19 protein-coding genes are annotated in these 24893 nt (G+C 70.2%); 8 read left to right on the top strand and 11 right to left on the bottom strand.

What is annotated here, in order from left to right:
• Position 1 precedes the first annotated feature (1 nt).
• The 3 genes from ACYVHG_RS10240 to ACYVHG_RS10230 all read right to left on the bottom strand — a co-directional run bounded on the left by ACYVHG_RS10240 (position 2) and on the right by ACYVHG_RS10230 (position 4265).
• On the bottom strand, positions 2-1999 hold the full coding sequence (locus ACYVHG_RS10240; RefSeq protein WP_461167332.1) for an acetyl/propionyl/methylcrotonyl-CoA carboxylase subunit alpha: 1998 nt from the start codon (positions 1997-1999) through the stop codon (positions 2-4).
• 7 nt (positions 2000-2006) lie between these two features.
• Entirely contained in the window at positions 2007-3539 is a 1533-nt protein-coding gene (locus ACYVHG_RS10235) for a carboxyl transferase domain-containing protein (protein WP_461167331.1), read from the bottom strand.
• A 117-nt stretch (positions 3540-3656) separates the two neighbouring features.
• On the bottom strand, positions 3657-4265 hold the full coding sequence (locus ACYVHG_RS10230; protein WP_461167330.1) for a TetR/AcrR family transcriptional regulator: 609 nt from the start codon (positions 4263-4265) through the stop codon (positions 3657-3659).
• Positions 4266-4551: 286 nt separating this feature from the next.
• On the opposite strand from ACYVHG_RS10230, the gene ACYVHG_RS10225 reads away from it, so the two are divergent.
• Complete coding sequence (locus tag ACYVHG_RS10225; protein ID WP_461167329.1) at positions 4552-5322, top strand: MgtC/SapB family protein; 771 nt, start codon at positions 4552-4554, stop codon at positions 5320-5322.
• Between the two features lie 267 nt (positions 5323-5589).
• A complete protein-coding gene (locus tag ACYVHG_RS10220; protein ID WP_461167328.1) occupies positions 5590-6603 on the top strand; it encodes a M23 family metallopeptidase in 1014 nt (337 codons plus the stop codon).
• Between the two features lie 58 nt (positions 6604-6661).
• Here the strand turns inward: ACYVHG_RS10220 and pcrA are convergent, their stop codons facing one another.
• The 3 genes from pcrA to ACYVHG_RS10205 form a co-directional block, all read right to left on the bottom strand.
• Positions 6662-9055, bottom strand: a complete 2394-nt coding sequence (gene pcrA, locus ACYVHG_RS10215; RefSeq protein WP_461167327.1) for a DNA helicase PcrA — start codon at positions 9053-9055, stop codon at positions 6662-6664.
• A 119-nt stretch (positions 9056-9174) separates the two neighbouring features.
• Complete coding sequence (locus tag ACYVHG_RS10210) at positions 9175-11088, bottom strand: hypothetical protein (RefSeq protein WP_461167326.1); 1914 nt, start codon at positions 11086-11088, stop codon at positions 9175-9177.
• A 160-nt stretch (positions 11089-11248) separates the two neighbouring features.
• Positions 11249-13066, bottom strand: a complete 1818-nt coding sequence (locus ACYVHG_RS10205) for a hypothetical protein (protein WP_461167325.1) — start codon at positions 13064-13066, stop codon at positions 11249-11251.
• Positions 13067-13109: 43 nt separating this feature from the next.
• Here ACYVHG_RS10205 and ACYVHG_RS10200 point away from each other — a divergent pair, with 43 nt between their 5' ends.
• A complete protein-coding gene (locus ACYVHG_RS10200; RefSeq protein WP_461167324.1) occupies positions 13110-13394 on the top strand; it encodes a chorismate mutase in 285 nt (94 codons plus the stop codon).
• Positions 13395-13397: 3 nt separating this feature from the next.
• Here ACYVHG_RS10200 and ACYVHG_RS10195 read toward each other — a convergent pair whose 3' ends face one another.
• A complete protein-coding gene (locus ACYVHG_RS10195; RefSeq protein ID WP_461167323.1) occupies positions 13398-14501 on the bottom strand; it encodes an FAD-dependent oxidoreductase in 1104 nt (367 codons plus the stop codon).
• A 67-nt stretch (positions 14502-14568) separates the two neighbouring features.
• On the opposite strand from ACYVHG_RS10195, the gene ACYVHG_RS10190 reads away from it, so the two are divergent.
• Positions 14569-15219: a TetR/AcrR family transcriptional regulator gene (locus ACYVHG_RS10190; RefSeq protein WP_461167322.1), complete on the top strand. Its 651-nt coding sequence runs from the start codon at positions 14569-14571 to the stop codon at positions 15217-15219.
• Between the two features lie 10 nt (positions 15220-15229).
• Here the strand turns inward: ACYVHG_RS10190 and ACYVHG_RS10185 are convergent, their stop codons facing one another.
• Positions 15230-16693, bottom strand: a complete 1464-nt coding sequence (locus ACYVHG_RS10185; RefSeq protein ID WP_461167321.1) for an NAD-dependent succinate-semialdehyde dehydrogenase — start codon at positions 16691-16693, stop codon at positions 15230-15232.
• A 54-nt stretch (positions 16694-16747) separates the two neighbouring features.
• Between ACYVHG_RS10185 and pgi the strand changes: the two genes are divergently transcribed.
• Positions 16748-18484 carry a glucose-6-phosphate isomerase gene (pgi, locus tag ACYVHG_RS10180; protein WP_461167320.1) on the top strand — a complete coding sequence of 579 codons (1737 nt, stop codon included), beginning with the start codon at positions 16748-16750 and terminating at the stop codon, positions 18482-18484.
• A 207-nt stretch (positions 18485-18691) separates the two neighbouring features.
• Here the strand turns inward: pgi and ACYVHG_RS10175 are convergent, their stop codons facing one another.
• Positions 18692-20104 (bottom strand): lipase family protein, encoded by a 1413-nt coding sequence (locus ACYVHG_RS10175; RefSeq protein WP_461167319.1) that lies wholly within the window; start codon positions 20102-20104, stop codon positions 18692-18694.
• 57 nt (positions 20105-20161) lie between these two features.
• Here ACYVHG_RS10175 and ACYVHG_RS10170 point away from each other — a divergent pair, with 57 nt between their 5' ends.
• The gene (locus ACYVHG_RS10170) at positions 20162-21436 is read left to right on the top strand and encodes a hypothetical protein (RefSeq protein ID WP_461167318.1); all 1275 of its coding nucleotides are present in this window, start codon (positions 20162-20164) and stop codon (positions 21434-21436) included.
• A 2-nt stretch (positions 21437-21438) separates the two neighbouring features.
• On the opposite strand, the gene ACYVHG_RS10165 is transcribed toward ACYVHG_RS10170, so the two are convergent.
• Together ACYVHG_RS10165 and yczE are read right to left on the bottom strand one after the other, a co-directional pair.
• Entirely contained in the window at positions 21439-22176 is a 738-nt protein-coding gene (locus ACYVHG_RS10165) for an SDR family oxidoreductase (RefSeq protein WP_461167317.1), read from the bottom strand.
• Positions 22095-22781, bottom strand: a complete 687-nt coding sequence (gene yczE / locus ACYVHG_RS10160; protein WP_461167316.1) for a membrane protein YczE — start codon at positions 22779-22781, stop codon at positions 22095-22097. Before yczE ends, ACYVHG_RS10165 begins: the two co-directional genes overlap by 82 nt.
• A gap of 61 nt (positions 22782-22842) precedes the next feature.
• Between yczE and yczR the strand changes: the two genes are divergently transcribed.
• Both yczR and ACYVHG_RS10150 read left to right on the top strand, forming a co-directional pair.
• Positions 22843-24288 carry a MocR-like transcription factor YczR gene (gene yczR / locus ACYVHG_RS10155; protein ID WP_461167315.1) on the top strand — a complete coding sequence of 482 codons (1446 nt, stop codon included), beginning with the start codon at positions 22843-22845 and terminating at the stop codon, positions 24286-24288.
• Positions 24289-24368: 80 nt separating this feature from the next.
• Entirely contained in the window at positions 24369-24884 is a 516-nt protein-coding gene (locus ACYVHG_RS10150; protein WP_461167314.1) for a DoxX family protein, read from the top strand.
• Positions 24885-24893 lie beyond the last annotated feature (9 nt).

The raw sequence follows: 24893 nt of genomic DNA, 5'->3' as shown, positions 1-24893 counted from the left end.
CTCATCCCTCAGTTCTCTCGGTCTCGTCGTTCGTCGCGGTGACGCTCGCGAGCACCTGCGCCGCGGTCACCTTCTGTCCGATGCGCACCGCCATCGAGACGGTGCCGTCGTGCGGGGCGGCCAGCGGCTGTTCCATCTTCATGGCCTCGATGATCACCAGTGTCTGCCCCTCGGTGACCTGCTGGCCGTCGTCGACCGGGACTGCTACCACGGTGCCGGGCATGGGGCTGGTCACCTCACCGCCGTGGGCTCCGCCGCGGTCCTTCGCCGTGGAGCGGGCGAGCCTGATCTCGTAACTGCCGTCCTCCCCACTGACCCAATAGGTTCCGTTCTCGGAGGTGACGGTGACCGGGGTGGAGAAGCCGTCCACCACCAGCCGCTCACCGGTGAGCCGGGCGGTGCCGGACCAACCCGGAACGGTGACCTCGTCCCCCAGGACCGTGGCCACCACCGGCTCGCCGGCACCTTCGGCATCGGTGGTGCCGCCGGCACCGTCGAACCGGATCACGGTGGGTTGCGGACCGCCGATCCGCCAACCGGTCTCACTCGACCACGGGCCGCTGCCGCGGGCCTGCGCGACCGCGGTCAGTGCGGCCGCAGCGTACGCACGGACCGTCGGAGCGGGCCGGGAGTACGTGGGCGCCAGGCGATCGAGCAGTTCGGTGTCGAGCCGGCCGGCGGCCACGTCGGCATCGGCGAGCACGAACCGGCAGAAATCGATGTTGGTGCGCAGACCGGTCACCTGGGTCCCGGCGAGGGCCTCGTCCAAACGGCGCAGTGCCTGCTCCCGGTCGTCGGCGTGCACGATCACCTTGGCCAGCATCGGATCGTAATCGCTGCCGACGCGAGTACCCGTCTCGATGCCGGTGTCCACCCGCACCGGGCCGCGCCGGCTGTGGCGGGGCGGATAGCGCAGTGCGGTGACGGTGCCGCCGGTGGGTAGGAATCCGGCGGCCGGATCCTCGGCGTAGACCCGCGCCTCCACGGCGTGCCCGGTGAGCACGATGTCGGCCTGGGTCAGCTCCAGCGGTTCGCCCGCGGCGACGTGCAGCTGCTGGCGCACCAGATCGACGCCGGTGACCAGCTCGGTGACCGGGTGCTCGACCTGCAGGCGGGTGTTCATCTCCATGAAGAAGAACTCGTCCGGGCGGTGCGCGGAGACGATGAACTCGACCGTTCCGACCCCGGTGTAGCCCACCGACCGGGCCGCATCGCACGCCGCCTCGCCGATCCGCGCACGGGTCTGCGCATCGAGCAGCGCGGACGGGGCCTCCTCGATCACCTTCTGGTGCCGGCGCTGCAACGAGCACTCGCGTTCACCCAGGTGGATCACGTTGCCGTGGCGATCTGCGAGGACCTGCACCTCGATGTGCCGCGGAGTGTCGACGAAGCGTTCCAGGAACAGAGTGTCGTCGCCGAAGGCCGCCGCCGCCTCACGCCGGGCCGCAGCCAGTGCGGCGGGCAGCTCGGCGGCGGCGCCGACCCGGTGCATCCCCTTACCGCCGCCACCGGCGGACGGTTTGATCAGCACCGGGAAGCCGATGTCACCGGCTGCGGCGATCAGCTCGTCGTCGGTCAGTCCGGGGCGGCTGATGCCCGGGACCACCGGCACGTCGCGCTGCACGACCGCGGCGCGGGCGGTGATCTTGTCGCCCATGGTCTCGATCGCGGCGACCGGCGGGCCGAGGAACTCGATGCCCGCATCGGCGAGCGCACGGGCGAAGGCGGCGTTCTCGGAGAGGAAACCGTAGCCGGGGTGCACCGCATCGGCGCCGGTGGCGCGGGCCGCGTCGATGACCCGGTCGATCCGCAGGTAACTCTCGGTGGCCGCGGCCGGGCCCAGGCGCACGGCCTCGTCGGCGAGCCGGACGTGCCGGGCATCGGCGTCGGCATCGGAGTACACCGCGACGCTGGCGATTCCCAGCTCGCGCAGGGTCTCGATGACGCGGCAGGCGATCTCACCGCGGTTCGCGATCAGGACCTTCTCAATCGTGCTCATGCTCGCCTCACATCCGGAAGACGCCGTAGGAGACCTCGGGCAGCGGCGTCCGTGACGCCGCATCCAGGGCCAGGCCGAGGACGGTGCGGGTATCGGCCGGATCGATCACGCCGTCGTCCCACAGCCGTGCGGTGGAGTAGTAGGCCTGCGACTGCCGTTCGAACTGATCGCGCACGCCCTGTTTGAACTCCTCCATACCGTCCTGCTCGCGGCGGACCGAGCCGAGGGTGTCGGCGGCCTGCGGCCCGCCCATCACCGAGATCCGGGCGTTGGGCCACATCCACAGGAAGCGCGGCGAGTAGGCGCGCCCGCACATGGAGTAGTTGCCGGCGCCGAACGAACCACCCACGATCACGGTGAACTTCGGGACCCGGGCGCAGGCCACGGCGGTGACCATCTTCGCGCCGTGCTTGGCGATCCCGCCCTCCTCGTACTGCCGGCCGACCATGAATCCGGTGATGTTCTGCAGGAAGACCAGGGGGATGCGGCGCTTGTCGCACAGCTCGATGAAGTGGGCGCCCTTCTGCGCGGCCTCGGCGAAGAGCACACCGTTGTTGCCGATGACGCCCACCGGGTGCCCGTGGATCCGGGCGAAGGCGGTGACCAGAGTGGTACCGAAGTGCTCCTTGAACTCGTCGAACTCGCCACCGTCGGCGACCACGCCGATCAGCTCGCGGACGTCGTAACCGATCTTGGAGTCGGTGGGGACCAGGTCGTAGAGGTCGGTCTGCGGGCGGACGGCGGGCACCGTCTCCCGCACGTCCCACTGCACCGGCCCCTCCGGGCCGAGCCGGGCGACGATCCGGCGGAGCGTCTGCAGGGCCTCGTCGTCGGAATCGACCAGGTGGTCGGTGACGCCGGACTTGGTGGAGTGCATCAGGCCGCCGCCGAGGTCCTCGGCCGTGACGTCCTCGCCGGTGGCGGCCTTCACCAGGGGCGGCCCCGCCAGGAAGATGGTGCCCTGATCGCGGACGATCACGGTCTCGTCGCTCATCGCCGGGACGTAGGCGCCGCCCGCGGTGGAGCTGCCGAGCACGGCGGCGATCTGCGGGATACCCGCCGCGCTCATCGTGGCCTGGTTGTAGAAGATGCGGCCGAAGTGCTCGCGGTCCGGGAAGACCTCGTCCTGATTGAGCAGCATGGCCCCGCCGGAATCGACCAGGTAGAGGCAGGGCAGACGGTTCTGCGCCGCGATCTCCTGTGCCCGCAGGTGCTTCTTGACGGTGATCGGGTAGTAGGTGCCGCCGGAGACGGTGGCGTCGTTGGCGACGATCATCACCTGCCGTCCGGAGACGGTGCCGATTCCCGCGACCACACCCGCCGACGGGGCCCTGTCCTGGTACATGCCCTCGGCTGCCAGCGGGGCGACCTCGAGGAACGGGCTGCCGACGTCGAGCAGGCGGCGGATGCGCTCGCGGACCATCAGCTTGCCGCGGCCCTCGTGCCGGGCGCGGGCCCGCTCACCGCCGCCGAGGGCGACCCGGTCGAGCCGCTCGCGCAACTGGGCCACGTTCGACTCGTGCTCCTCGCGGAAGGCCACACCCACTCCTTTGAGTTATCGGCTGTTAACTGAGTTTCAGAATAGAGTGATCCGCACCACATGTCCAGTGCCGAACGGCCGGCGGTCACCCGAAGGGGCGACACCGCGCGCAGCCGGTTACACGCCGAGCGCCGCGCAGGCCTTCTCACGCAACAGCGCGCGCATCCGCGGAGCGGGCAAGGAGGGAAGGCTGGGCGCGGCGTTGATCAGGCCGAACACCGCGTGCACCGTGGCCCGGTTGTCCACCGGATCGCCGCCGAGCTCAGTGAGCCGATCGGCCCAGATCTCCACGTACTGGCGCTGCAGCCGCCGCACCCTCCGCGCGGAGTCGGGCGCCAGCGACCACAGATCGCGGTACTGCACCCGGATCAGGTCCGGCTCGGAGACCGCGAAATCGACGTGGAAATCCACCAGGTCCTGCAGCGCGCGACGGGGGTCGCCGGCCCGCTCGTCGGCGACCCGCAGGCCACCGTCGTGCAGATACTCGGAGATCTCCACCAACAGTGCGGCCAGAACGTCCTGCTTACCGGCGAAGTGCCGGTACATGGCCGGACCGGAGACACCGACGGCGGCACCGATGTCCTCCAGCCGCACACCGGCGAAACCGCGCTCGGCCATCAGCGAGGCGGCTGCGGCGAGGAGTTCGCGGCGTCGAGCGGCCTTGGCGCGCACGCGGGCGGTGCCCTGCTGGGACGGCGGGATCCGCCGGGCCGTGGACGAGTCCATGGGGGCACACTACTCGCAGGTTGCCGCCGTGCCGGGGATCGTGCCAAGCTGGGCCGCCGGAGGGTCGCACCCTCCACAGGATCCGATTCCGGGAGGTGATGCGCGATGTCCGACGGTCGTAGTCGGTCGCTCAGCGCTCCCGCCGTGATCGTGCGCGCTCGCTGAGCCCTTCCCTCCTGCTTCTCAGGCCTTCGCGGCCCGGCGATCGAGCCGCGGGCCTTCTTCGTACGCGGGCAGCGCCGCGCAGCTGCGATCCGGTGCGCCCCGATCCACAAGGGGCTTCGTCATGCACACCTCCTTCCTCCACTTCTCCGGTTTCACCGCAGCGGTCCTCCCGGCGACCGAGGTGTCCGCCGTCGGACACCTCTACCTCCTGCCGATCGCGGCGGGCATCGCCTTCGGAACCCTGATCGGACTCGAACGGCAGTACCGAGCCCGGATGGCGGGCCTGCGCACCAATGCACTGGTGTGCGTCGGCTCCGCCCTCTTCGTGGTGCTGTCCGCGCGCGGCTTCGCCGGCGGAGACCCCACCCGGGTGGCGGCGCAGATCGTCTCCGGCATCGGCTTCCTGGGCGGCGGGGTGATCCTCCGCGACGGACTATCGGTGCGCGGACTCAACACCGCTGCCACCCTGTGGTGCTCGGCGGCGGTCGGGGCGCTGTGCGGATCGGGGATGTACCTGCCGGCGGCGATCGGCACCGTCGCCGTGATCGGGGTGAACACCGCGCTGCGGTCGGTGGGACGGATCGTCGACCGGGCACCGGACACCGGAAAGGAGGCGCCGAGCCGCTACGAGTTCATCGCGCAGACGCGCGATGAGAACGAGGCGCACGTGCGGGTACTCCTGGTGCAGGCACTGACCCGCAGCTCGTTCCATCTGCACTCGATCGGCAGCCGGGACACCACCGACGGCCGGGTCGAGGTACGGGCCACCCTCTCGGGCGAGGAACGTGACGATCGGGCCCTGGAATCGGCGATCAGCGCCCTCAGCATGGAGCCCTCGGTCACGGCGGTGCGCTGGGATTCGCTCCCCGAGCCGGAGAGCGTGTCGCTGTGACAGTTCACACCAGCACACCTGAGATTTGAATAATAACGCGCTGACCTGCAGATATGTTCGTCAGAAGTGCTGCCGTCATTCGCAACTTTGTGATCCCACTGTGACCCGCACCACATTGCCTCGGAAGCCCTACCGTCAGGTTGTCTCGCCGCAATCATTTCGTTATCGTCGACGGGACGCGGATCACGGGATGGTCACGATGAGGCAATCATCGGGTCACCGACAAGGTCCGAAGGTGTGGCTTTCACGGTTGGAGATAGGCGAGATATGACACGGAGTCGCGAGGAATACCGCGCAGAGCGCTCATCCGGCGCTACGCAGGTTCTCGACAATGAGTCGATCACCGCGATCATCCCTCTCGACGAGCTCGAAGCCCGTCTTGAGGCCGCGTACACCGACAGCTGGGCCGACGCCCCCGAGAGCGAGTCGACCGGCTACCGGCCCTCCACCTCGGAGGTCACCCAGGACCTCATGATCCCGGAGGCGCTGTTCACCGGCGCCCCGAAGCTCGATGAGGCCGATGAGGACGAGACCGCCCTCCTCGCCGAGCCGGAGACCGAGCTCGAGCCCGAGGCCGCCCCCGCGCCGGTCCGTCGCGGCGGCAAGCACCGCATCCCCGCTCCCCCGCACGCCGTCAAGGGCCGTGCCGCGCTGCTCGCGCTGGCGGCCGGCGCCACCGTCGCCGGTGCCGCGGTGAGCACCGCCACCTCGACCCCCGAGGGACCGTCGACCTCGCAGCAGCCGATCGCCCCGCCGGTGGGCCCCGAGGCCAATGCCGGCCGTCAGGCCGCGCTGCCCCCCGCCCAGGACATGGACCAGTTCGCCGGCGGTCTCGCCGGTGGCAAGGCCCGCAAGGACGCCGACGACAAGAAGGTCATCGACTCCATGCGTCCGAAGGTCGCCGCCCCGGTCAACGGCGCCACCCTCACCTCGAACTTCGGCACCCGCTGGGGCGCCATGCACGGCGGCCTCGATCTCGCAGCCCCGCTCGGCACCCCGCTGTTCGCCGCCGCCGACGGCGTGATCACCGACGCAGGCCCCGCTTCGGGCTTCGGCATCTGGATCAAGATCCGTCTCTCGGACGGCACCGTGCTGCTCTACGGCCACATGTACAACGTGAACGTCCGCGTCGGCCAGACCGTCAAGACCGGCGATCTGATCAGCTGGGTCGGCAACAACGGCTACTCCACCGGTCCGCACGTGCACTTCGAGGTGCACACCGCCGGCGGCACCAAGCTCGATCCGCAGCGCTGGCTCGCCGAGCGCGGTGTGAACGTCTAACCCGCACAGACCTACGTCGAAAGCGCCCCCGGCCGGTCCGGGGGCGCTTTTCTCATCGCTAGAGCTTCTCCATGGGCAGGCCACCGAAGGTCATCAGGGTGACCGTCCCCGAGGTCCCGAAATCGAAGGTCGCGCGTTCCATCGGACCGGCACCGGTGATCGCGGTGACGGTGCCCAGGCCGAAGGAATCGTGGGAGACACGATCACCGACCGCCAGCGACAGTTTGTTCGCGCGCCGGGTGGGCTTGGGCGCCCGTTTGGACTTCCAGGCACCGTCGGAATCGCCGAACCGGCGCTGACCGCCCCACGACGAACGATCCTCGCCGAACACGCCCCGCGCTCCGCCACGGCTGCGCTGCGGCTCGGTGCGGCGCCAGTCGATCAGGTGCTGCGGGATCTCCGCCAGGAACCTCGACTCCGGGTTCTGCATCGGATCACCCCAGCTCGACCGGACCACCGCGCGCGAGAGGTACAGCCGCTCGCGGGCGCGGGTGATTCCCACGTACGCCAGACGGCGCTCCTCCGCGAGCTCGGACTCGTCACCGAGGGCACGCATGTGCGGGAACTGACCGTCCTCCCAGCCGGTCACGAAGACCACCGGGAACTCCAGGCCCTTCGCGGTGTGCAGAGTCATCATGGTGACCACACCGGCGTCGTCGTCGGGCAGCTGATCGGCATCGGCGACCAGGGAGACCCGCTCCAGGAAGGCGGCCAGCGACCCCGGCTCCGGTGCACCCTCTTCGACCTCGACGTCGGAGAGATCCTGCGCGGAGAACTCCCGCGCCACACTGATCAGTTCCTCGATGTTCTCCAGCCGGGCACCGTCCTGCGGGTCCGACGAGCCCTCCAACTCGGACCGGTAGCCGGTTCGGTCCACGACCGCTTCGAGCAGGTCACCGAGATCCTGATCGTCGTCCGCGGCGACGCGGCGCAGGTCGGCCATCAGCCCGGCGAACGCGGCGATCGCATTGCGCGAACGCGGATTGAGCAGTGCGACGTCACCGGCCACGGCGTCGTCGATCGCGCTGCTGAACGTGCCCGCCCGGTTCTCCGCGTGCACCGTCAAGCAGGCCTGGGCGCGGTCACCGATACCACGGCGCGGGGTGTTGATGATCCGCTGCAGGCTGACGGTGTCGTTCGGGTTGTCGATCGCCCGCAGGTAGGCCACCAGATCGCGGACCTCCTTGCGCTCGTAGAAGCGCACCCCGCCGACCACCTTGTAGGGCACACCGTGCCGGATGAACACCTCCTCCAGCACGCGAGCGGCGGTATTGGTGCGGTAGAACACCGCGACGTCGCTGTATCGGACGCCCTGATCGGCGAGCGCATCGACCTCGGAGACCACGAACGAGGCCTCGTCGTACTCGTTGTCGGCGACGTAGCCGACGATCGGGGCACCGTCACCCTGATCGGTCCACAGCTTCTTGTCCCGGCGGCCGCTGTTGCGGGCGATGACCGCGTTGGCGGCGGAGAGGATGTTCTGGGTGGAGCGGTAGTTCTGCTCCAGCAGGATGGTCTGCGCGCTGGGGAAATCCCGCTCGAACTCCTCGATGTTGCGGATCGTGGCCCCACGGAAGGCGTAGATGGACTGGTCGGCGTCGCCGACCACGCACAGTTCACTGGGCTCGACACCGTCGGCATCGGTCTGCAGTCCCACCAGCTCACGGACCAGCACGTACTGCGCATGGTTAGTGTCCTGGTACTCGTCGACCATGACGTGCCGGAACCGCCGGCGGTAGTACTGCGCGACGTTCGGATGGGACTGCAGCAGCGCGACCGTCTCACCGATCAGATCGTCGAAATCGAAGGCGTTCGCGCCGCGCAACCGGGCCTGATAGGTGCCGTAGACCTCGGCGACGGTGACCGCGAACGGCTCCCCCGTGCTCGCGGCGTCCGCCGACGCCCGCTCCGGATCGATCAGCTCGTTCTTGAGATTGCTGATCTGCGTGGCCAAAGCACGCGGCGCGAACTTCTTCGCATCCAGGCCCATGTCCTTGACGATCATGGTGAGCAGGCGACGGGAATCGTCGGCGTCGTAGATGGAGAAGTTGGAGTTCATCCCCGGCAACAGGCCTGCCTGAGCCCGCAGGATGCGCACACAGGTGGAGTGGAACGTGGAGACCCACATGATCTTCGCGCGCGGGCCGATCAGCCCGGCAACGCGTTCACGCATCTCCGCAGCGGCCTTGTTGGTGAAGGTGATCGCCAGGATCTGCCCCGGGTGGGTGCCCCGCGCAGCGAGCAGGTGGGCGATCCGGCGGGTGAGCACCGCCGTCTTCCCGGAACCCGCACCGGCCACGATGAGCAGCGGCGATCCCTCATGCAGCACCGCTGCCCGCTGCTGCGGATTGAGCCCGTCGAGCAGTTCCTGCCCGCGCTCGGGCCGCTCCTGCGACCGGGAGAAGGGCTGGCGTTGACGGAGGCCGGACTGCTGCGGTGCTGGGTCATTCATCTCCCGTCCAGAGTAGCCGGGGGCACTGACAGAACCCGGTTCCGGCCACGCGGGCCGGAACCGGGTTCGGTCACCGAATGCACTCGCCGACGGTGGTACCGCGGATCACTCGGAGGTGCTCAGGCCGCGGCGGCGGTCTCCGCACCACTGCCGGTCGACGACGATCCCGACGCGCCCGAAGTCCCCGAGGAATCCGACGAGTCCGACGAGTCCGACGACGTGGAGGAGGACGTGGAGCCCGACGACGTGGAGGAGCTCGACGAGGACGAGGGCGCAGAGGATCCGCCGTTCGCAGAGCCGCCGGCCGAGGAACCGCTACCCGAGCCGGAGCCCGTCGAACCCGCGGCCGAGCCGGAGCCCGCACCGGCGGACCCACCCGCGCTATCGGCGCCTCCCGAGGTGGCGGAGCCACCCGCGCGCCCCGAAGTGGCCGAGTCGGAGCCCGTCGATGCCGTGCCCGAGCGGGCCGACGTCGACGACTCGGTACCGCCCGAGGCGCCGGAACCACTGGTCACGGCCCCCGTCGAACCGGCTCCGGATGCACCGCCGGACTCACCGGCGACCGACGACAGCGAGCCTGCGGTCTCCGCCCCGGAAGCCCCGGAGGACAGCGAAGACACCGATTCGCGGGCCGCAGCCGGCTTCGGCTTGGGAGCGGCGTCACTGATGCCGTCGACCAGCGCCTTGACCACGTTGATCCCGCCCGGGATCAGGCCCGTGCCGTCGGCGAACAGGCCGTCGGAACCGGCCTTGACCGTGGCCGCCGCACCGTCGGAGATCGCCTTGGCGACCGCGAACGGATCACCGGCCATGACCGCCTTACCGACGTTCTCCAGCATGGTCAGCACCGCAGTCGGCACGGCTCGCGCCGTACCGAGTACACCGAGCCCCGGCATGAGCAGGGCGTTCTGCACCTTGCCCAGCACCTCACCGACCGGTCCGAGGAACGGGTTGATCGCCTGGCCCGTGCCGAGCGCCGCCAGGCCGAGCGGCAGGACCGGCGCCAGCGCGACGTTGAGCATCGCGTCGAAGGAGGCCACCAACTTGCCGGCGGGCACGCTGGTTCCCAGCGTCTTGAACATCTCAGGGATGCTGTTCGGGCCGGTGACCAGGCCGTTGGCGGCGCCGGTGAGCGCGTTCTGCCACAGCGTGACCAGCTTTTGCAGGTCCGCGGGACCGGGCAGCGCCGGCATCCCGGGAAGGGCGGGGATCGCCGTCGGGCCGGTTCCCGTCGAGGCGGCCGCGAGAGTCACCGGCACCCCGGCGGCCGTGGCGAACGGGCCCATCGTGGCCCACGAGGATCCGGCCATCGCCTTGAGGAACGGAGTGAGCATGCCGACGCCGGTCTTGAGCACCGAGACCATGGCGTCGATCGAGCCCTTACCGACCGTGGCGGAGGCGTCGAGGAGCGCGGTCACCGCGCCCGCCGGATCACCGGCCTGCAGCGCCTTGGCGGCCTTGGCGATGCCGTCCAGCGCGGCCTTGGGAAGATCGGTGAGGGCGTTGATCGGCGCCAGCAGACCGGCCATCGGCAGCAGCAGCGCTCCAATGCCGTCCTTGAACGGGCCGATCTGCGGGCCGACCTGGTTCATGATCGGGCCGTAGAGCTGAGTGATGACAGAGATGATGTTCGGGGTGAAGACCTTCGTCACGGCGGCCCAGGCCTCGCCGTACTTGCCCGCGGCGATCAGGTTCTGCGCGCCGGCGAGCGCGGCGGGCAGATCCTTGGTGATGCCGGTGAGATAGCCGGTGCCGAACTTGGTCAGCGAGTCCGTGATCACGGTGGCGTTGCCGATCTGGTTCTCCACCAGCTTCGTGGTCCCGGTGATCGGATCGGTGACGAATTTCAGGCCCGAGTCGGCGAGCCAGTTCGCGACGGCTCCGGCTGCTCCGGTGAGGTCGGCGACCACCGGCGGCGTCGGAGCGGCAATGGCGGTCGAGCTCGACAACGGAGCTATCGCGAGGGTCGCGGCGGTGGCCACGGCGAGTGCGGGTGCGGCGTAACGGGAGGGCCGCTGTTCTGCAGCATGCATAGGTGTACACCCTTCGGTTCATGTGGTGCCCGTCACATTCGGTTCGGACAAACCGGAACATACGCCCACCTGAACCGGACACACAGGAGATTCCCAGAATGTTTGCACCCTCACCCGCAGCGGTTCGACAACCGGAATTAACACCTGCCACAAGGCCAGGTCAGCGAGGTGCTGGGTCGGCCTTGGGTTCGGTCATCGACGCCGGAATGAGCAACCCGATCGGACCGCTTCCCACGCACGCCACCAGGCCCGGCGAGAGCGCCCGGGCTATCAGTCCGTCGCCGGTCCCGGAGACCCTGGCGTACACCGTGTGCGCACCCTTGCGCACCGGCACGCGCACCTCGGTCGCACCGCGCTGCTGCTGCAGCGAGAGCACTCCGTCCTGCGAGGCCAGGTAGTTCAGTTCCACCACCCAGTCCCAGAACGCCAGTGGTCCCTCGAACGCCAGCGTGGAACCGGCCTCATCCACCCGGGTGCCACAGGGATACGGACCCAATGGGAGGCTGCGCACCCGGGTCACCCGCCCCGGGGTGAACCTGCCCTGCCGATCGACCACCGTGGCCTCGCCCGCGTACTCGGCGAACCGCGGCGACGGCTGCGTCGCCAGGACGGTGGACAGCCGGTTGTACGGACGGGAGAGACGGCTCAGGACATCGCCGTAGACCTCCTGGTCGAGCACCTCCCGGCCGGCGTACTGCTGTGAACCCAAGCGCAGCTCCCGCAGGTAGGGGCCGGTGGGGTTGTCGTGCCAGGCGGGGGTGAATCGCGCTACTGAGACGGTGGCGCTCAGCGCGAACACGACCACCACCACGATCCCCACCCGCCGGTCTCGTGCGAATCCAGCGGTTTTCGCCGCTATGAAGCCGGATTCGGCTTCATAGCGGCGAAAACCGCCCTTTTCACAGCGCAGGGCCAGAGCGCCGGCCAGGGCCAGCACCCAGGCGAAATCGGCGAAGTAGCGCAGCGACAGCGGCAGCAGCGCCGACGTGTACTCGGAACTGCGCAGGAAGAACACCGTGGACGAAGCGCCCAGGAAGTACACCAGCGCCGCCGCCCACACCACGCGAGCACGACTCAGGTAGACGAACGCGACGATCGACGCCAGCCCGACCACGGTGACCACCACACCGGTCACCACCAGCGGTGGACCGGGATTGGTGCGGGTCCACGACCACGGTCCACCGAGAGCCGAGGGAGCGAGCACGCCACTGAAGGACCGCCACAGTACGCGCGCGGTGAACCCGACCGTGTGCTGCCCCGGCCTCGACGCCGTGACCGCCAGCCACAGCACGATCCAGGCCACCGTGATCACCGCGAACGCCGCCCACAACAGCCGGCCGCGGCGCAACACCGCGCGCACCGGATGCCCGCGCACATGGGCGAGCAGGCATGCGGCGGCCACCGCGACGAACGGAATGACCAGTGCTTTCTCGAAAAAGAGCAGAGTGATCAGCAGAACCAGCACGGCGTGCAGCCCGGAACGACGCCGTCCGCGCAGGTACCGGACGGTCTCCCCGACCGCGAGCGCCAGCCCGATCTGCAGCGGCAGCGCGTTCAGCCCGGCCGCCCACCACGCCATGGACGTGAGCGTGAGCGGCGTGAACAGGAAGAACGTGAACGGGACCAGCACCACCGGGCGGCGGCCAGCGACGATCACCAGCGTCCGCAGGGTGGCCAGCGCCGCCGCCGCCTGCAACACCAGCAGTGAGCCCGCGGCCACCGGCCAGCTCATCGGCGCGACCTTGGTGACCACCGCCGCGGTGAACAGCGCGGCCGGCATGAAATGACCGTCGTAATCGACCAGCCACGCACTGAGGTCGGTGAGCGGGCGCGAGGCCCGGCCGATGAAGGCGACGTCGTCCCAGTAGAAGTTCCCGCGGGCCAGCACGTAGCCGCGCACCGCCAGAGCCGCCACGATCAGGACGGCCGCACCGATCCACAGCAGCCGTCGCGCGGGGAGGGCGGACAGACCAGGCACGGTGCTCGATAGTAAATGCAGCGCCTGTGGAAAACTTGAACCCATGAGCACACCGGACGACACCGGCGCGCAGACGCCGCTCGCCGACGAGGAGATCGCCGCCCTGCGCGAGGAGATCGACCGGCTCGACGCCGAGATCCTGGCGGCGATCAAGCGTCGCAGCGAGGTCTCGCAGATCATCGGCCGTACCCGTATGGCCTCCGGCGGCACCCGGCTGGTGCATTCGCGGGAGATGAAGGTGCTCGAGCGGTTCTCCGAACTCGGCCGCGAGGGTCACACCCTGGCGATGCTGCTGCTGCGCCTGGGCCGCGGACCGCTCGGCCGGTAGCAGTCAGGCGACGAAGAACTCCAGGAGTCCGGCCGGGGCGCGCTCACCGAGCAGCAGGGCGGCCATGTCGTCCGCCTCCTGCGCCGATGCCCGCGCGCGGGGGAACATCTCACGCTCGTACGCGGCCGGCCCGGCCTCGCCGAGCTCGACGATGTGCCGGGCGAGCTCGGCCCCGTCGAACAGGGCCATGTTGGCGCCCTGACCGGCCGGCGGCGACAGGTGCGCGGCGTCGCCGATCAGCGTGACACCGGCCACCGGTTCCCAGGTCAGGTCCACCGGCAGGGTGTACAGCGGCCGCGCCACCAGCGGGGTGTCGGACGCGGTGATCAGCCGGGTCAGGTCGGGTGACCAGCCGCCGAACTCGGCCAGCACCGCGGCCCTCGCCGCCGGGGCGTCGGTCCAGTCGATCCGCCGCGCCCAGTCCTGCGGGACGTGCAACTGGGCGTAGGTGTGCACCACCTCGCCGGCTTCGACGTGGGTGCTGATCCCGCGGCCGGGCGCCAGCGCGAACATGGCACCGTCGCCGACGGTCTCCGCCACGCCCGGGTGCCGGACCGTGACGTCATGGAGGTAGGTCTCGACGTAGGTGGTGCCGTAGTACGCGGGTGCCGCGCCGGTGAGCAGCGGCCGGACCTTGGACCAGGCACCGTCGGCGCCGACCAGCAGTTCGGTACGGACGACGGTGCCGTCGGTGAAGCGGGCCTCGTGCCCGCCGCCGAGCGGCCGCACCTCGGCGAGCTTGGCGCCCCAGCGGACGGTGCCCGCCGGGAGCGATTCGATGAGCAGCCGGCGCAGCCGGCCGCGGAGCACCTCGGGCCGCTCGCCGTTGCCGTCGTCGGGCAGGTCGAGCAGCAGGCGGGCGTCGCGATCGCGGACGACGGTGGCCTCGCCGCCCCGGTGGATCAACTCACGGAATCGGTCGGTGAGCCCGGCGGCGGCGATGGCGAGCTGGCCGTCCTCGGCGTGGATGTCGAGGTGGCCGCCCTGGGTGCGGACGCCCGGCGAGGCCTCCGCCTCGTAGACGGTGGCGGCGATGCCGTGCACGTGCAGGACGCGGGCCAGCATCAGGCCGCCGAGTCCGGCGCCGATGATCGTGACCGTGTTCATCGAGAACCCCCTTGGAACGTTGTTCCAATAGTTTGGAACAACGTTCCACATGTGTCAAGATCGAAGAATGCCCGGCCGTCCCCGTCGCACCGAAGCCCTGACCCGTGAGCGCATCACCGGCGCGGCGATCGACATCCTCGACGCCGACGGCCCCGACGCACTCACCTTCCGCACCCTCGCCGCGGCACTGCGGACCGGTAGCGGCGCGATCTATCACCACGTGGCCGGCAAACAGGAACTCCTGGCGACCGCGGTCGACGGAGTCCTGTCCCCCGTTCTGGCTGCGCCCGCACCGCCGGAGCCCCGAGCGCGGCTACGCGAACTGGCGCTGCGTCTGTTCGATGCGATCGACGCCCACCCGTGGATCGCGCCGGAACTCGGTGGCGATCCACGCCTCCCGGCCGACCGCCTGGTCACCGAGCGGATCGGGGCGGCGGTGATGGCGCTGAATCCACCGGCGGAGGCGCTCTTCGACGCGGCCTCCGCGGTGCACGGGTACATCCTCGGCGCGGCCCGCCAGAACGCGGCGAATGCGCAGGCCCGCGGGACGGCCCAGCGCGAGGTGCTGCTCGGCGAGATCGCCGCCGACTGGTCCGGGCTGGACGCCGACGAGTTCCCGTTCCTGCGCGCCGTGGCCGCGAGCATGGCCGATCACGACGACCGCGCGCAGTTCCTGGCCGGACTCGACCTGATCCTCAGCGGAATCGACGCACTGTGATCGATCGACCTCACTGCAGGGCGATGTAGCGGGTCTCCAAGTACTCCTCGATCCCCTCGATCCCGCCCTCGCGGCCGAAGCCGGAGGCCTTCACACCACCGAACGGGCCGGCCGGGTCGGAGATCACGCCCCGGTTCACGCCCACCATGCCGGTGCGCAGAGCATCGGTGAGCCGTAGCGCGCGATCGAGATCGGTGGTGAAGACGTACGAGACCAGCCCGTACTCGGTGTCGTTCGCCGCAGCCACGGCCTCGTCCTCGTCGGTGAAGGTGACGATCGGGGCGACCGGCCCGAAGACCTCCTCGTGGAGGATCCGGGCATCGGAGGGGACGTCGGCGAGGACGGTCGGCGGGAAGAAGTGCCCGGCGCCCTCCGGGGCGACCCCGCCCAGGCGCAGTGACGCACCCTTGGCGACGGCGTCCTGCACCAGTTCGGAGACGATGCTCTGCTGCTCCGCCGAGACCAGCGGGCCGATGGTGACACCGTCCTCGGCGCCCGGGCCCATCCGAAACTCGGCGAACCGCGCGATCAGCCCCTCGGTGAACTCGGCGGCCACCGATTCGTGCACGTAGAAGCGGTTCGCGGCGGTGCAGGCCTGTCCGCCGTTGCGCAGTTTCGCCAGCACCGCCTGCTCCACGGCGTGGCTCACGTCGGCATCGTCGAAGACCACGAACGGGGCGTTGCCACCGAGTTCCATCGACATCCGAAGCACCCCCGGCGCCGACTGCTCGATCAGCTTTCGGCCGATCTCCGTGGACCCGGTGAAGGTGAGCTTGCGCAGCCGCGGATCGGAGAACAGCGGGGCCGTCAGCTCGGACGACTTCGAGGTGGGCAGCACCGCGAAGACACCGTCGGGCACGCCCGCGTCCCGCATCACCTCGGCCAGCAGCAGCATGGTCAACGGGGTCAGTCCGGCCGGCTTGACCAGCATCGTCGTACCCGCGGCCAGCGCCGGGCCGAGTTTGCGCGTGCCCATGGCCAGGGGGAAGTTCCACGGCGTGATCGCCAGCGACGGCCCGACGGGGCGCTTGCTCACCATGATCCGGCCGGTACCGGCCGGAGCCTCGGTCCAGCGCCCGGCGATCCGCACCGCCTCCTCGGAGAACCAGCGGAAGAACTCGGCGCCGTACCGCACCTCGTTGACCGATTCCGGGAGCGCCTTGCCCATCTCCAGAGTCATCAGCAGGGCGAAGTCGTCGGCCGCGTCGATCACGCCCTGGTAGATCGCGCGGAGCAGTTCGGCCCGTTCCCGCGGCGCGGTCGCGGCCCAGGCGGGACCGGCCGCGACGGCCGCGTCCAGTGCCGCGACGGAGTCCTCCGCGGTGGCGTCGGCGACCTCGACCAGCACCTCACCGGTCGCCGGGTTGTGCACGGGAAAGGTTGCACCGGAACTGGATTCACGGAACTGGCCGCCCACGAAGATCCCCGTCGGGATACGGTCGAGAAGCTCACGCACGCGCTGTTCACTCGCCATGACATGCACCATATCCGTCCTGCGGGAAGCCCGTCACCACACTACGATGACGCCATGAGCGTCAGCGACATCACCGCCAGCCCCGCCTGGCGAAAGTTGACCGACCACCACCGCGAGATCACCGGCACCGACCTGCGTGAGCTGTTCGCCGACGACCCGGCCCGCGGCACCGAAATGGTCTTCACCGTCGGTGATCTGTACATCGACTACTCCAAGCACCTGGTCACCGCGCAGACGCTGGACCTGCTGGCCGGACTGGCCGAGACGGCGGGGGTTCCCGCCCGGCGGGACGCCATGCTCGCCGGTGAGCACATCAACGCCACCGAGGACCGCGCCGTGCTGCACACCGCGCTGCGGGCACCGTCGACCGAGGAACTGCGGGTCGACGGTCAGGACGTGAGCGACGACGTGCACGAGGTGCTGGCGAAGATGGCGGCGTTCAGCGACGACGTGCGCTCGCAGCACTGGCGCGGCGCCACCGGTGAGGCGATCACCGACGTGGTGAACATCGGCATCGGGGGCAGCGACCTGGGCCCGGCGATGGTCTACCGCGCGCTGCGCGCCTACGTGCAGCCCGGGCTGCGCTGCCACTTCGTCTCCAACGTGGACCCGGCCGATATCACTGCGGCGCTGGCCGATCTGAATCCGGCGACGACACTGTTCGTGGTCGCCTCGAAGACCTTCTCCACCCTCGAGACGCTGACCAATGCGCACGCCGCGAGGCGCTGGCTCCTGTCCGGTCTGGGTCTCGATGCCGGCGGCGAGAGCAGCCCGGACGGCCCCGCAGACGAGGCTCGAGCGGCCGTGGCGAAGCACTTCGTGGCGGTGTCCACCAATGCCGAGCGGGTCGCCGCGTTCGGCATCGACACCGAGAACATGTTCGGGTTCTGGGACTGGGTGGGCGGACGGTACTCGGTGGATTCGGCGATCGGACTGTCGGTGATGATCGCCGTCGGACCGGACCGGTTCTCCGAGTTCCTGGACGGATTCCGCACCGTCGACGAACATTTCGCGAGTGAGCCGATCCGGCGGAACGCCCCGATGATGCTCGGCCTGATCGGCCTGTGGTACTCGGACTTCTTCGGCGCGCAGTCCCGCGCGGTGCTCCCGTACTCGCAGGATCTGGCGCGGTTCCCGGCGTACCTGCAGCAGCTGACGATGGAGTCGAACGGCAAGTCGGTGCGGATCGACGGAACCCCCGTGACCTGCGATACCGGTGAGATCTTCTGGGGTGAACCGGGGACCAACGGCCAGCACGCCTTCTTCCAGCTCCTGCACCAGGGCACCCGGCTGGTACCGGCGGATTTCCTCGGTTTCGCCGAGTCCACCGACGACCTGCCCACCGTGGACGGACCGGGCACCATGCAGGACCTGCTGATGAGCAACCTGTTCGCACAGACGTCGGTGCTGGCGTTCGGCCGCACCGCCGAGGAGATCACCGCTGAACTGCGCAGCAACGACGGCGACGCCGACCTGTCGGTGGTGCCGCACAAGGTGATGCCGGGTAATCGGCCCAGCACCACGATCCTCGCGCGCACCCTCACCCCGTCGGTGGTGGGTCAGTTGATCGCGCTCTACGAGCACCAGGTGTTCACCGAGGCCGCGGTCTGGGGCATCAACGCCTTCGACCAGTGGGGAGTGGAGCTGGGCAAGGTCCAGGCCGGTGCGCTGCTCCCGGTGATCGCCGCCGACGGTGACGGTGACACTGCGGCGGCCGGTGCCGCGACGCTGGACTCGTCGACCGCGGCGCAGGTGCGCTGGTACCGGGCCGCGCGCGGACGCACCGTCTGACCGAGTCGCGCCGTCGCTCCGGTCTGCGTTCCCCCGCCCCGGCCTGCGTTCCCTAGCGGGACGTCCATTCCCCAGCGTCGCGGTCGCCTCCCCTTGTCCATGGACAGGGGGAATGAACTCCCCGCTAGGGGCGGCCGGGTGAGGCGGCGGGCGGGGGCCGCTAGGGACGGGCGAGCGGGGCGGTGAGCGGGCGAGGGGGCGGGCGGGTCAAGAGGGGCGGGTGAGGCGATCGTGGAGCCAGTCGATGGTCTGCATTCCGAACAGGTCGGTGCCCCAGCCGTAGATGTCGGTGATCATGCGTTGCATGCTGCAGTCGGTGGGACGGTAGGTGACATCGGTACCACCGCGACGCCACTTGTCGGCGAGCTTGCGCGCATCCTCCGCGGGAACCAGCGACATGAACGAATCGTCCTTGGCGCAGGAGGCGATCAGCACCGGCGCGGCCGGGGTGGGACCCGCGGCGCGCAGCAGGTCGTTGTCGTCGAAGGCGCGCTGGAAGGTGGGCTGCTCGCCGGGCGGCCGGCCGTTGGCGAACAACACGCCCAGCGGCACGAACGGCGTCAGGAAGTAGATGTCCTGGCACTGCGTGCGGAAGATGTCGGCGATCGCCCGACCGGCCGGGTTGAGCTGCTCGTTCACCTTCATCTCGGGGTACTCCGGCTCCAGCCCGAGCAGCGTCGCGAAGGCGAAACCGGCACCGAGCGAACCGGAGGAGATCTCCATGAACGTGCGCTGATCGACCACCATGCCCTCGAGCACCGTCGCCCGCACGTTCAGCTCCGGCGCGTACGCCTTCACGGCCTGCGCCGCGGTCGCCGCGCCGACGCCCCCGCCCGCGATCCCGAACAGCCCGACCGGCGCCTGTTTCGACAGGCCCGCATCGGTGAGTGCCTGCGCGGCACGCACACCGTCGAGCAGTGCGTGCCCGGCGAACTTGCCGGCGAAGACCCCGTGCGGCTCGGGATCGGCGTCGTTACCGACGTCGCTGATCGCCACCGCATCACCGTTGCCGAGCATCAGCGCCAGCGGCCCGAGCGCCGACCACGAGGCACCGTCGAGCGGATTGCGCCCGGTCCACTGAGTGCTGGGGTGGCAGCCCGCACCCACGGAATCGTTGGCCTGCTGATACCCGATGATGGGCTTGGCGGCGTTGCGCGGCCCCGTCTCGGGGATCATCACGATGCCGGTGGAGATCTTGCGGGTGACGCCGTCGACACCGGTGGTGACGTACATCGTGCGCCAGGCCCGCAGCTTTCCGGGTTTGACCCCGGTGAACATCACCTCGACCGGCTTCGCCTTGAGCAGCGTGCCCGGAACGTCGGAGGGTCCCAGTGCGGGTTCGGCGTAGAACGGGTCCGTCTCGGTGAGCGCGGAGAAGATCTCCTGCGGGCTGCCCGGGCGGGCACCGGCGAACGCGCCGAGCACGTAGCCGTTGAAGATCCGGTCGAGTCCGGGAGTGGCCGGTTCCACCGGTCTCGGGGTCGACGGTGACGGCTCCGCGCCGGCCGGAGCGGGCGCGAGACCGAGGATGAGCAGCACGGCGAGGACCACGGCCGGCAGGGCGAGCGACGACGGCGGTGGAACAGGGCGGTTCTTCGTCGAGCTCAACAGTTTTCGCATGGTCACATCCACTCGACAGGGTTCCCCGGCTGCTTGCGATAGTAGATAGTTGGCGCCATGACAACAACCGAAGTCGCCCGCCCGAGAGGCGTCGGCAGATCCGTGCGCCGACTCACGGTGGGCCTGGCGGCCGCCTGCGCGGTGGCCTTCTCCCAGGCCCCGACGGTGGCCGCGGCACCGTCGTACCTCGATCTGACGATGCCCAACCGGGACGCCTCGGCCGCACCGGGCGGGGTCAATCCGGCACTCCCGACCACCAGCGCACCCCTGGTCCGTGCCCTGCACGACGCCCGCGCCAGGGGCACCGATCCGAAGCGGTACGCGGCGCTGCTGCAGCAGTACTGGCTGGTGCGCTCCACCGAGCGGGCGGGCATCGACCTCGCGGCCTGGAATCCCCGGGCGGGCGTCGGCGCGAACTACACGAACCTGATCAGGTCGTACACGCTCTACACGCGATTGCAGCTCGACCACCGCGAGCTCCGCTGGGCCGGTCAGGGCGGCCTCGTGGGCGCCGACTTCGGCGGTGGCCTGCTGGACTTCGAACTGGGCGGCGCCGTCTTCGACCTGCCCGGCCTGCACCTCGCGGTCAACGAGATCAACCGGATCCTGGTCGACGCGCTGGGGCCGCAGGCGATGGAACTGCTGCCCCGCGGGCTGGCCGCGGTCCTGCGGGCCGCACGTTCGATCTCACCGCAGGACATCTCCTGGAGCATCGGAATGATCCTGGTGATGCAGAAGAACATCTACTCGGATCTGATGCCGATGCACGTCGCGTACGCGGACCAGGGCATCGCGGCGCTGGAGGAGATGGCCCGCGCGGGCCTGTTCGACGCCACCATCATGTCCGCCTGGCGCGATGTGGCGTCCGGCGACGAGTCCCGGATCACCCGCGGTAACGCGGCCCTGCTGCTGCGCGAACAGCGCGACAACATCGGCGCGCAATGGGATCAGGTGCGCCGCTACAAGGGCGACGTCGGCGAGGCGATCACGTACCTGTCGACGGTGGCCGGGTCACCGTCCGTGGCCGGTGTGATCCCGCTGCGCGAGTACCGGCCGGTGAAGTACACGATCACCGCGCAGGACGGCCGCAACGCCGTGCTCACTCTGCCGCTGCCGAACTGGAACTGGGCGGTCTTCGAGCAGCGGTGGCAGTACATCGTCGATCAACTGGTACCGAAGTACGAGTGGGCGGTCAAGAACGACTGGCCCGCACTGGAGCGCGTCTTCCGCACCCCGTACGAGGTGGAGATGCAGTCGCACCGCCCGATCGCGTCGATGCCGCAGATCCTGACCTCGCTCTTGAACGGGCTCAAACTCGAGTACCCGCGCTGATCTCAGATCAGGCGGCGGGTCAGCTCGTCGGGACCGTGGCGCAGGACCGCGCCGAGCGGCGTCCACGGCCAGGGCGGGACGGCGGCCTCGCGCGGCTCCCGGTCGATCGCCTTGACCAGCGATCTCACCCCCGCGTCCAGGGAGACCTTCATGGCGGTCTTGACCCCCTTGTTGATGTCGGTCTCGATGAAACCCGGCTTGATCACGGTGACGGTGATGTCAGTGCCGGCGAATTCGGCCTGCAGGCCCTCGCCGAGCGCGGTCAGGCCGGCCTTGCTCGCCGAGTAGGCGGTCTGGGCCTTGGGCATACCGCGCTGCCCGGCGATCGAACTGATCAGCACCAGGTGCCCGCGGCCCTGCGCCCGGAACACCTCCAACACCGCCTCGACCTGCGCGATCGCCCCGGAGAGGTTGGTCTGCACGGTCTCCAGATTGGCGTGCGCCTTGCCGGTTCCGAGCGGCGCGCCCTTGCCGATACCGGCGTTGATGATCGCCCGGTCCAGCCCGCCGAGGCGGGAGACCAGATCGCCGATCGCGCCGGGCACGGCCGCGAAATCGGTCACGTCGAGCCGTCCGATCTCGACGGCGCCGGACGCGGGCAGGCTGGTGAGCTCGGCCCGTAGCGCCTCGAGCCGGTCGAGCCGGCGGGCCAACAGGCCTACGTCCTCGCCGCGTTCGCAGTACGTGCGCGCCATGCCTTCGCCGAGCCCGGAGCTGGCTCCGGTGATGAGGATCCGCATTCCCCCACCCTAACCGCGGGCGCGGCGAGCGCCGGGCCGCCGAGGCCGGTGCGGGCGAAGACCTGGATCAACGGTCCGACGCCGACCGCGTACAGCACGGTGCCGATCCCCAGGGTTCCGCCCAGCGCGAAGCCGACCGCCACCACCGCGACCTCCATCGCGGTGCGCACCACCCGCACCGAGCCGCCGGTGCGGGCGACGAGTCCCGTCATCAGGCCGTCCCGCGGCCCCGGCCCCATCCCGGCGCCGATGTAGAGCACCGTCGCGAAGGCGTTGAGCACGATCCCGCCGAGCATCATCACGATCGCCACGGCGAGCGCCGGACGGTCCGGCAGCAGTGGCGCCATCACATCGAAGGCGACGCCGATCACGATCACATTGGCGACGGTGCCGAACCCCGGCCGCTGCCGGATCGGGACCCAGGCCGCCAGCACCAGCGCGCCGACGACGACGGTGACCAGGCCGACCGAGATGCCGAGCCGGCCGGCGAGTCCCTGGTGCAGCACGTCCCACGGCATGTTGCCCAGCCCGGCGCGCAGGATGACCGCCATCGCGGTGCCGTACAGCCACAGCCCCACCAGGAGCTTGATCAAGCGGATCGTCATGAGTTCCACCGTCCAGCAAAGTGGCATTCATTCATATAGCCAGTTCTGGAATACTGGCCTCATGTTCCCCGTCACTGGCACTGTCGGCGCTGCGGCCCTGGCCAAACAACTGGGCCGATGGCGCCCGGCCGGCCCCCGTCCGGCGTACCTCGCCCTCGCCGAGGCCCTGCGCCTGCTGGTGCTCGACGGACGGGTCCCGGTCGGGACCGCGATCCCGAGCGAGCGCACCCTCGCCGAACACTTGCAGGTCAGCCGGACGACGGTGACCGCCGCCTACGCCGAGCTGCGCGAGCGCGGGCACCTTCGTTCACGACAGGGCGCGCGCAGTGTGCTCACCCTGCCGCACCCGCTTCCCGCCGAGCCCGCCGACACCGGTGCCGAGGCCGACCTGATCCGGCTGAACATCGCGGCACCGTCGGCCCCGGAACAGATCGTGCACGACGGATACCGGCACGCCCTCGACTGCGCGGCGCCCTATCTGGCCGGGAGCGGGCTGTACCCGGGCGGAGTGCGGGCGCTGCGGGAGGCGGTCGCGCGGCGATACACCGCCCGCGGACTGCCGACCGGCGCCGAGCAGATCCTGGTGACCTCCGGCGCGCAGCACGCGCTGCGGGTGGTGCTCGACACCCTGGTCCGGCCGGGCGAACGGGTCCTGGTGGAGCAGCCCACCCACCACGGCACCCTGCTCGCCCTGGCCCGGCACAACGCCCGCGCGATCCCGGTGGGCCTGCATCCCGAACAGGGCTGGGACCTCGACCATCTGGAAGCCGTGGTCAAAGCGCAGCAGCCGCGGATGATCTTCACCATCGCCGATTTCCACAACCCCACGGGCCTGCTGCTCGACGAGGCCGGACGCCGCCGCCTCGGCGAGATCTCGGCCAGGTACCGGGTGCCGCTGGTGGTCGACGAGACCATGGCCGAGGTGGCGCTGGACGTGCCCGCGCCCGCGCCGCTGGCCGCGCTCGCCCCGCGCGGCGCCCAGGTGGTCACCCTCGGCTCGGCCAGCAAGACGATCTGGGCGGGCCTGCGGGTGGGCTGGATCCGCACCGATGCGACGCCGGACGCCCTGACCGCGGCCCGCTACGACATGGACCTCGCGGGCGCGGTGTTCGAGCAGCTGGCCGCCGCCTACGCGCTCGACCACCTGGCCGACTTCCTGCCCGCCCGGCTCGACGCCCTGCGGTCGGCGCGGGCCACCGCGCGGGCCGCCGTGGCCGAGCATCTTCCGGGGGCGCAGATCACCCCCGGAGTGGGCGGGCTGTGCCTGTGGGTCACCCTGCCCCGCCCCGCCGGCACCGCCACCGCGGCGGCGGCCGCCGGCCTCGGGGTGCGGATCGCCGCCGGCCCCGCCTTCGGGGTGGACGGCGGACTCGAACGCAACATCCGCATCCCGTACACGCTGCCCGAGCAGACCCTCACCGACGCGGTGCGACTGGTGGGGGCGGCGTACCGTCGGGCCACCGGCGGGGCGCCGGTACCGGACTCGACCGAACACCTGGTGGTATGACGGCGATCACGCCCGGAATGAATAGGACCGCGGTCCGGTTACTCTCTGTGGAACGCACATCACCCCCGGAAGGACCTCCCATGGCTGACCTCACCGCCCGCGATCTCGGACTGCTCGCCCTGCGCGCCGGCATCGGCGGCACCCTCGCCTACCACGGCGCCCAGAAACTGTTCGGCTGGTTCGGCGGCGGCGGCCTGGACGGCACCGCAGCCTTCTTCGACTCGATCGGTTTCACCCCGGGTAAGCCGAACGCCGCCCTGGCCGGTGCCGCCGAATTCGGTGGCGGCCTGGGCCTGGCGCTCGGTGCTGCCACCCCGCTGTCGGCGGCCGGTGCGGTCGGCGCGATGATCGGCGCCGTCGACACCCACGCCGACAAGGGATTCGCCGCCACCGGCGGCGGCTACGAGTACCCGCTGAACCTGGGCGTCGCCGCGGCCGCGCTCGCGCTCATCGGACCCGGCGCCCTGTCCGTGGACGCGGCCCTCGGCGACCGGGTCAACCGCCCGTGGATCTCGGCGCTGTCGCTGGCCGGTGCCGCCGCCGGTGGCGCGGTCGCCGTGGCCCGCCGCAAGGCCGCGTCGGCTCAGAGCGCGTAGCTTCTCGAA

Source organism: Tsukamurella serpentis (assembly GCF_054780975.1).
Note: the sequence above shows the minus strand (reverse complement) of the source record. Positions and strands in the feature narration are given on the sequence as shown.

Excerpts from the sequence above, each read along its gene's own strand:
- ACYVHG_RS10210 (WP_461167326.1), bottom strand. The coding sequence starts at position 11,088 with ATGCATGCTGCAGAACAGCGGCCCTCCCGTTACGCCGCACCCGCACTC.
- ACYVHG_RS10230 (WP_461167330.1), bottom strand. The coding sequence starts at position 4,265 with ATGGACTCGTCCACGGCCCGGCGGATCCCGCCGTCCCAGCAGGGCACC.
- ACYVHG_RS10170 (WP_461167318.1), top strand. The coding sequence starts at position 20,162 with ATGACAACAACCGAAGTCGCCCGCCCGAGAGGCGTCGGCAGATCCGTG.
- ACYVHG_RS10195 (WP_461167323.1), bottom strand. The coding sequence starts at position 14,501 with ATGAACACGGTCACGATCATCGGCGCCGGACTCGGCGGCCTGATGCTG.
- ACYVHG_RS10225 (WP_461167329.1), top strand. The coding sequence starts at position 4,552 with ATGCACACCTCCTTCCTCCACTTCTCCGGTTTCACCGCAGCGGTCCTC.
- yczR (WP_461167315.1), top strand. The coding sequence starts at position 22,843 with ATGTTCCCCGTCACTGGCACTGTCGGCGCTGCGGCCCTGGCCAAACAA.
- ACYVHG_RS10175 (WP_461167319.1), bottom strand. The coding sequence starts at position 20,104 with ATGCGAAAACTGTTGAGCTCGACGAAGAACCGCCCTGTTCCACCGCCG.
- ACYVHG_RS10150 (WP_461167314.1), top strand. The coding sequence starts at position 24,369 with ATGGCTGACCTCACCGCCCGCGATCTCGGACTGCTCGCCCTGCGCGCC.
- yczE (WP_461167316.1), bottom strand. The coding sequence starts at position 22,781 with ATGACGATCCGCTTGATCAAGCTCCTGGTGGGGCTGTGGCTGTACGGC.
- ACYVHG_RS10220 (WP_461167328.1), top strand. The coding sequence starts at position 5,590 with ATGACACGGAGTCGCGAGGAATACCGCGCAGAGCGCTCATCCGGCGCT.
- ACYVHG_RS10185 (WP_461167321.1), bottom strand. The coding sequence starts at position 16,693 with ATGGCGAGTGAACAGCGCGTGCGTGAGCTTCTCGACCGTATCCCGACG.
- pgi (WP_461167320.1), top strand. The coding sequence starts at position 16,748 with ATGAGCGTCAGCGACATCACCGCCAGCCCCGCCTGGCGAAAGTTGACC.
- ACYVHG_RS10165 (WP_461167317.1), bottom strand. The coding sequence starts at position 22,176 with ATGCGGATCCTCATCACCGGAGCCAGCTCCGGGCTCGGCGAAGGCATG.
- pcrA (WP_461167327.1), bottom strand. The coding sequence starts at position 9,055 with ATGAATGACCCAGCACCGCAGCAGTCCGGCCTCCGTCAACGCCAGCCC.
- ACYVHG_RS10190 (WP_461167322.1), top strand. The coding sequence starts at position 14,569 with ATGCCCGGCCGTCCCCGTCGCACCGAAGCCCTGACCCGTGAGCGCATC.
- ACYVHG_RS10200 (WP_461167324.1), top strand. The coding sequence starts at position 13,110 with ATGAGCACACCGGACGACACCGGCGCGCAGACGCCGCTCGCCGACGAG.
- ACYVHG_RS10240 (WP_461167332.1), bottom strand. The coding sequence starts at position 1,999 with ATGAGCACGATTGAGAAGGTCCTGATCGCGAACCGCGGTGAGATCGCC.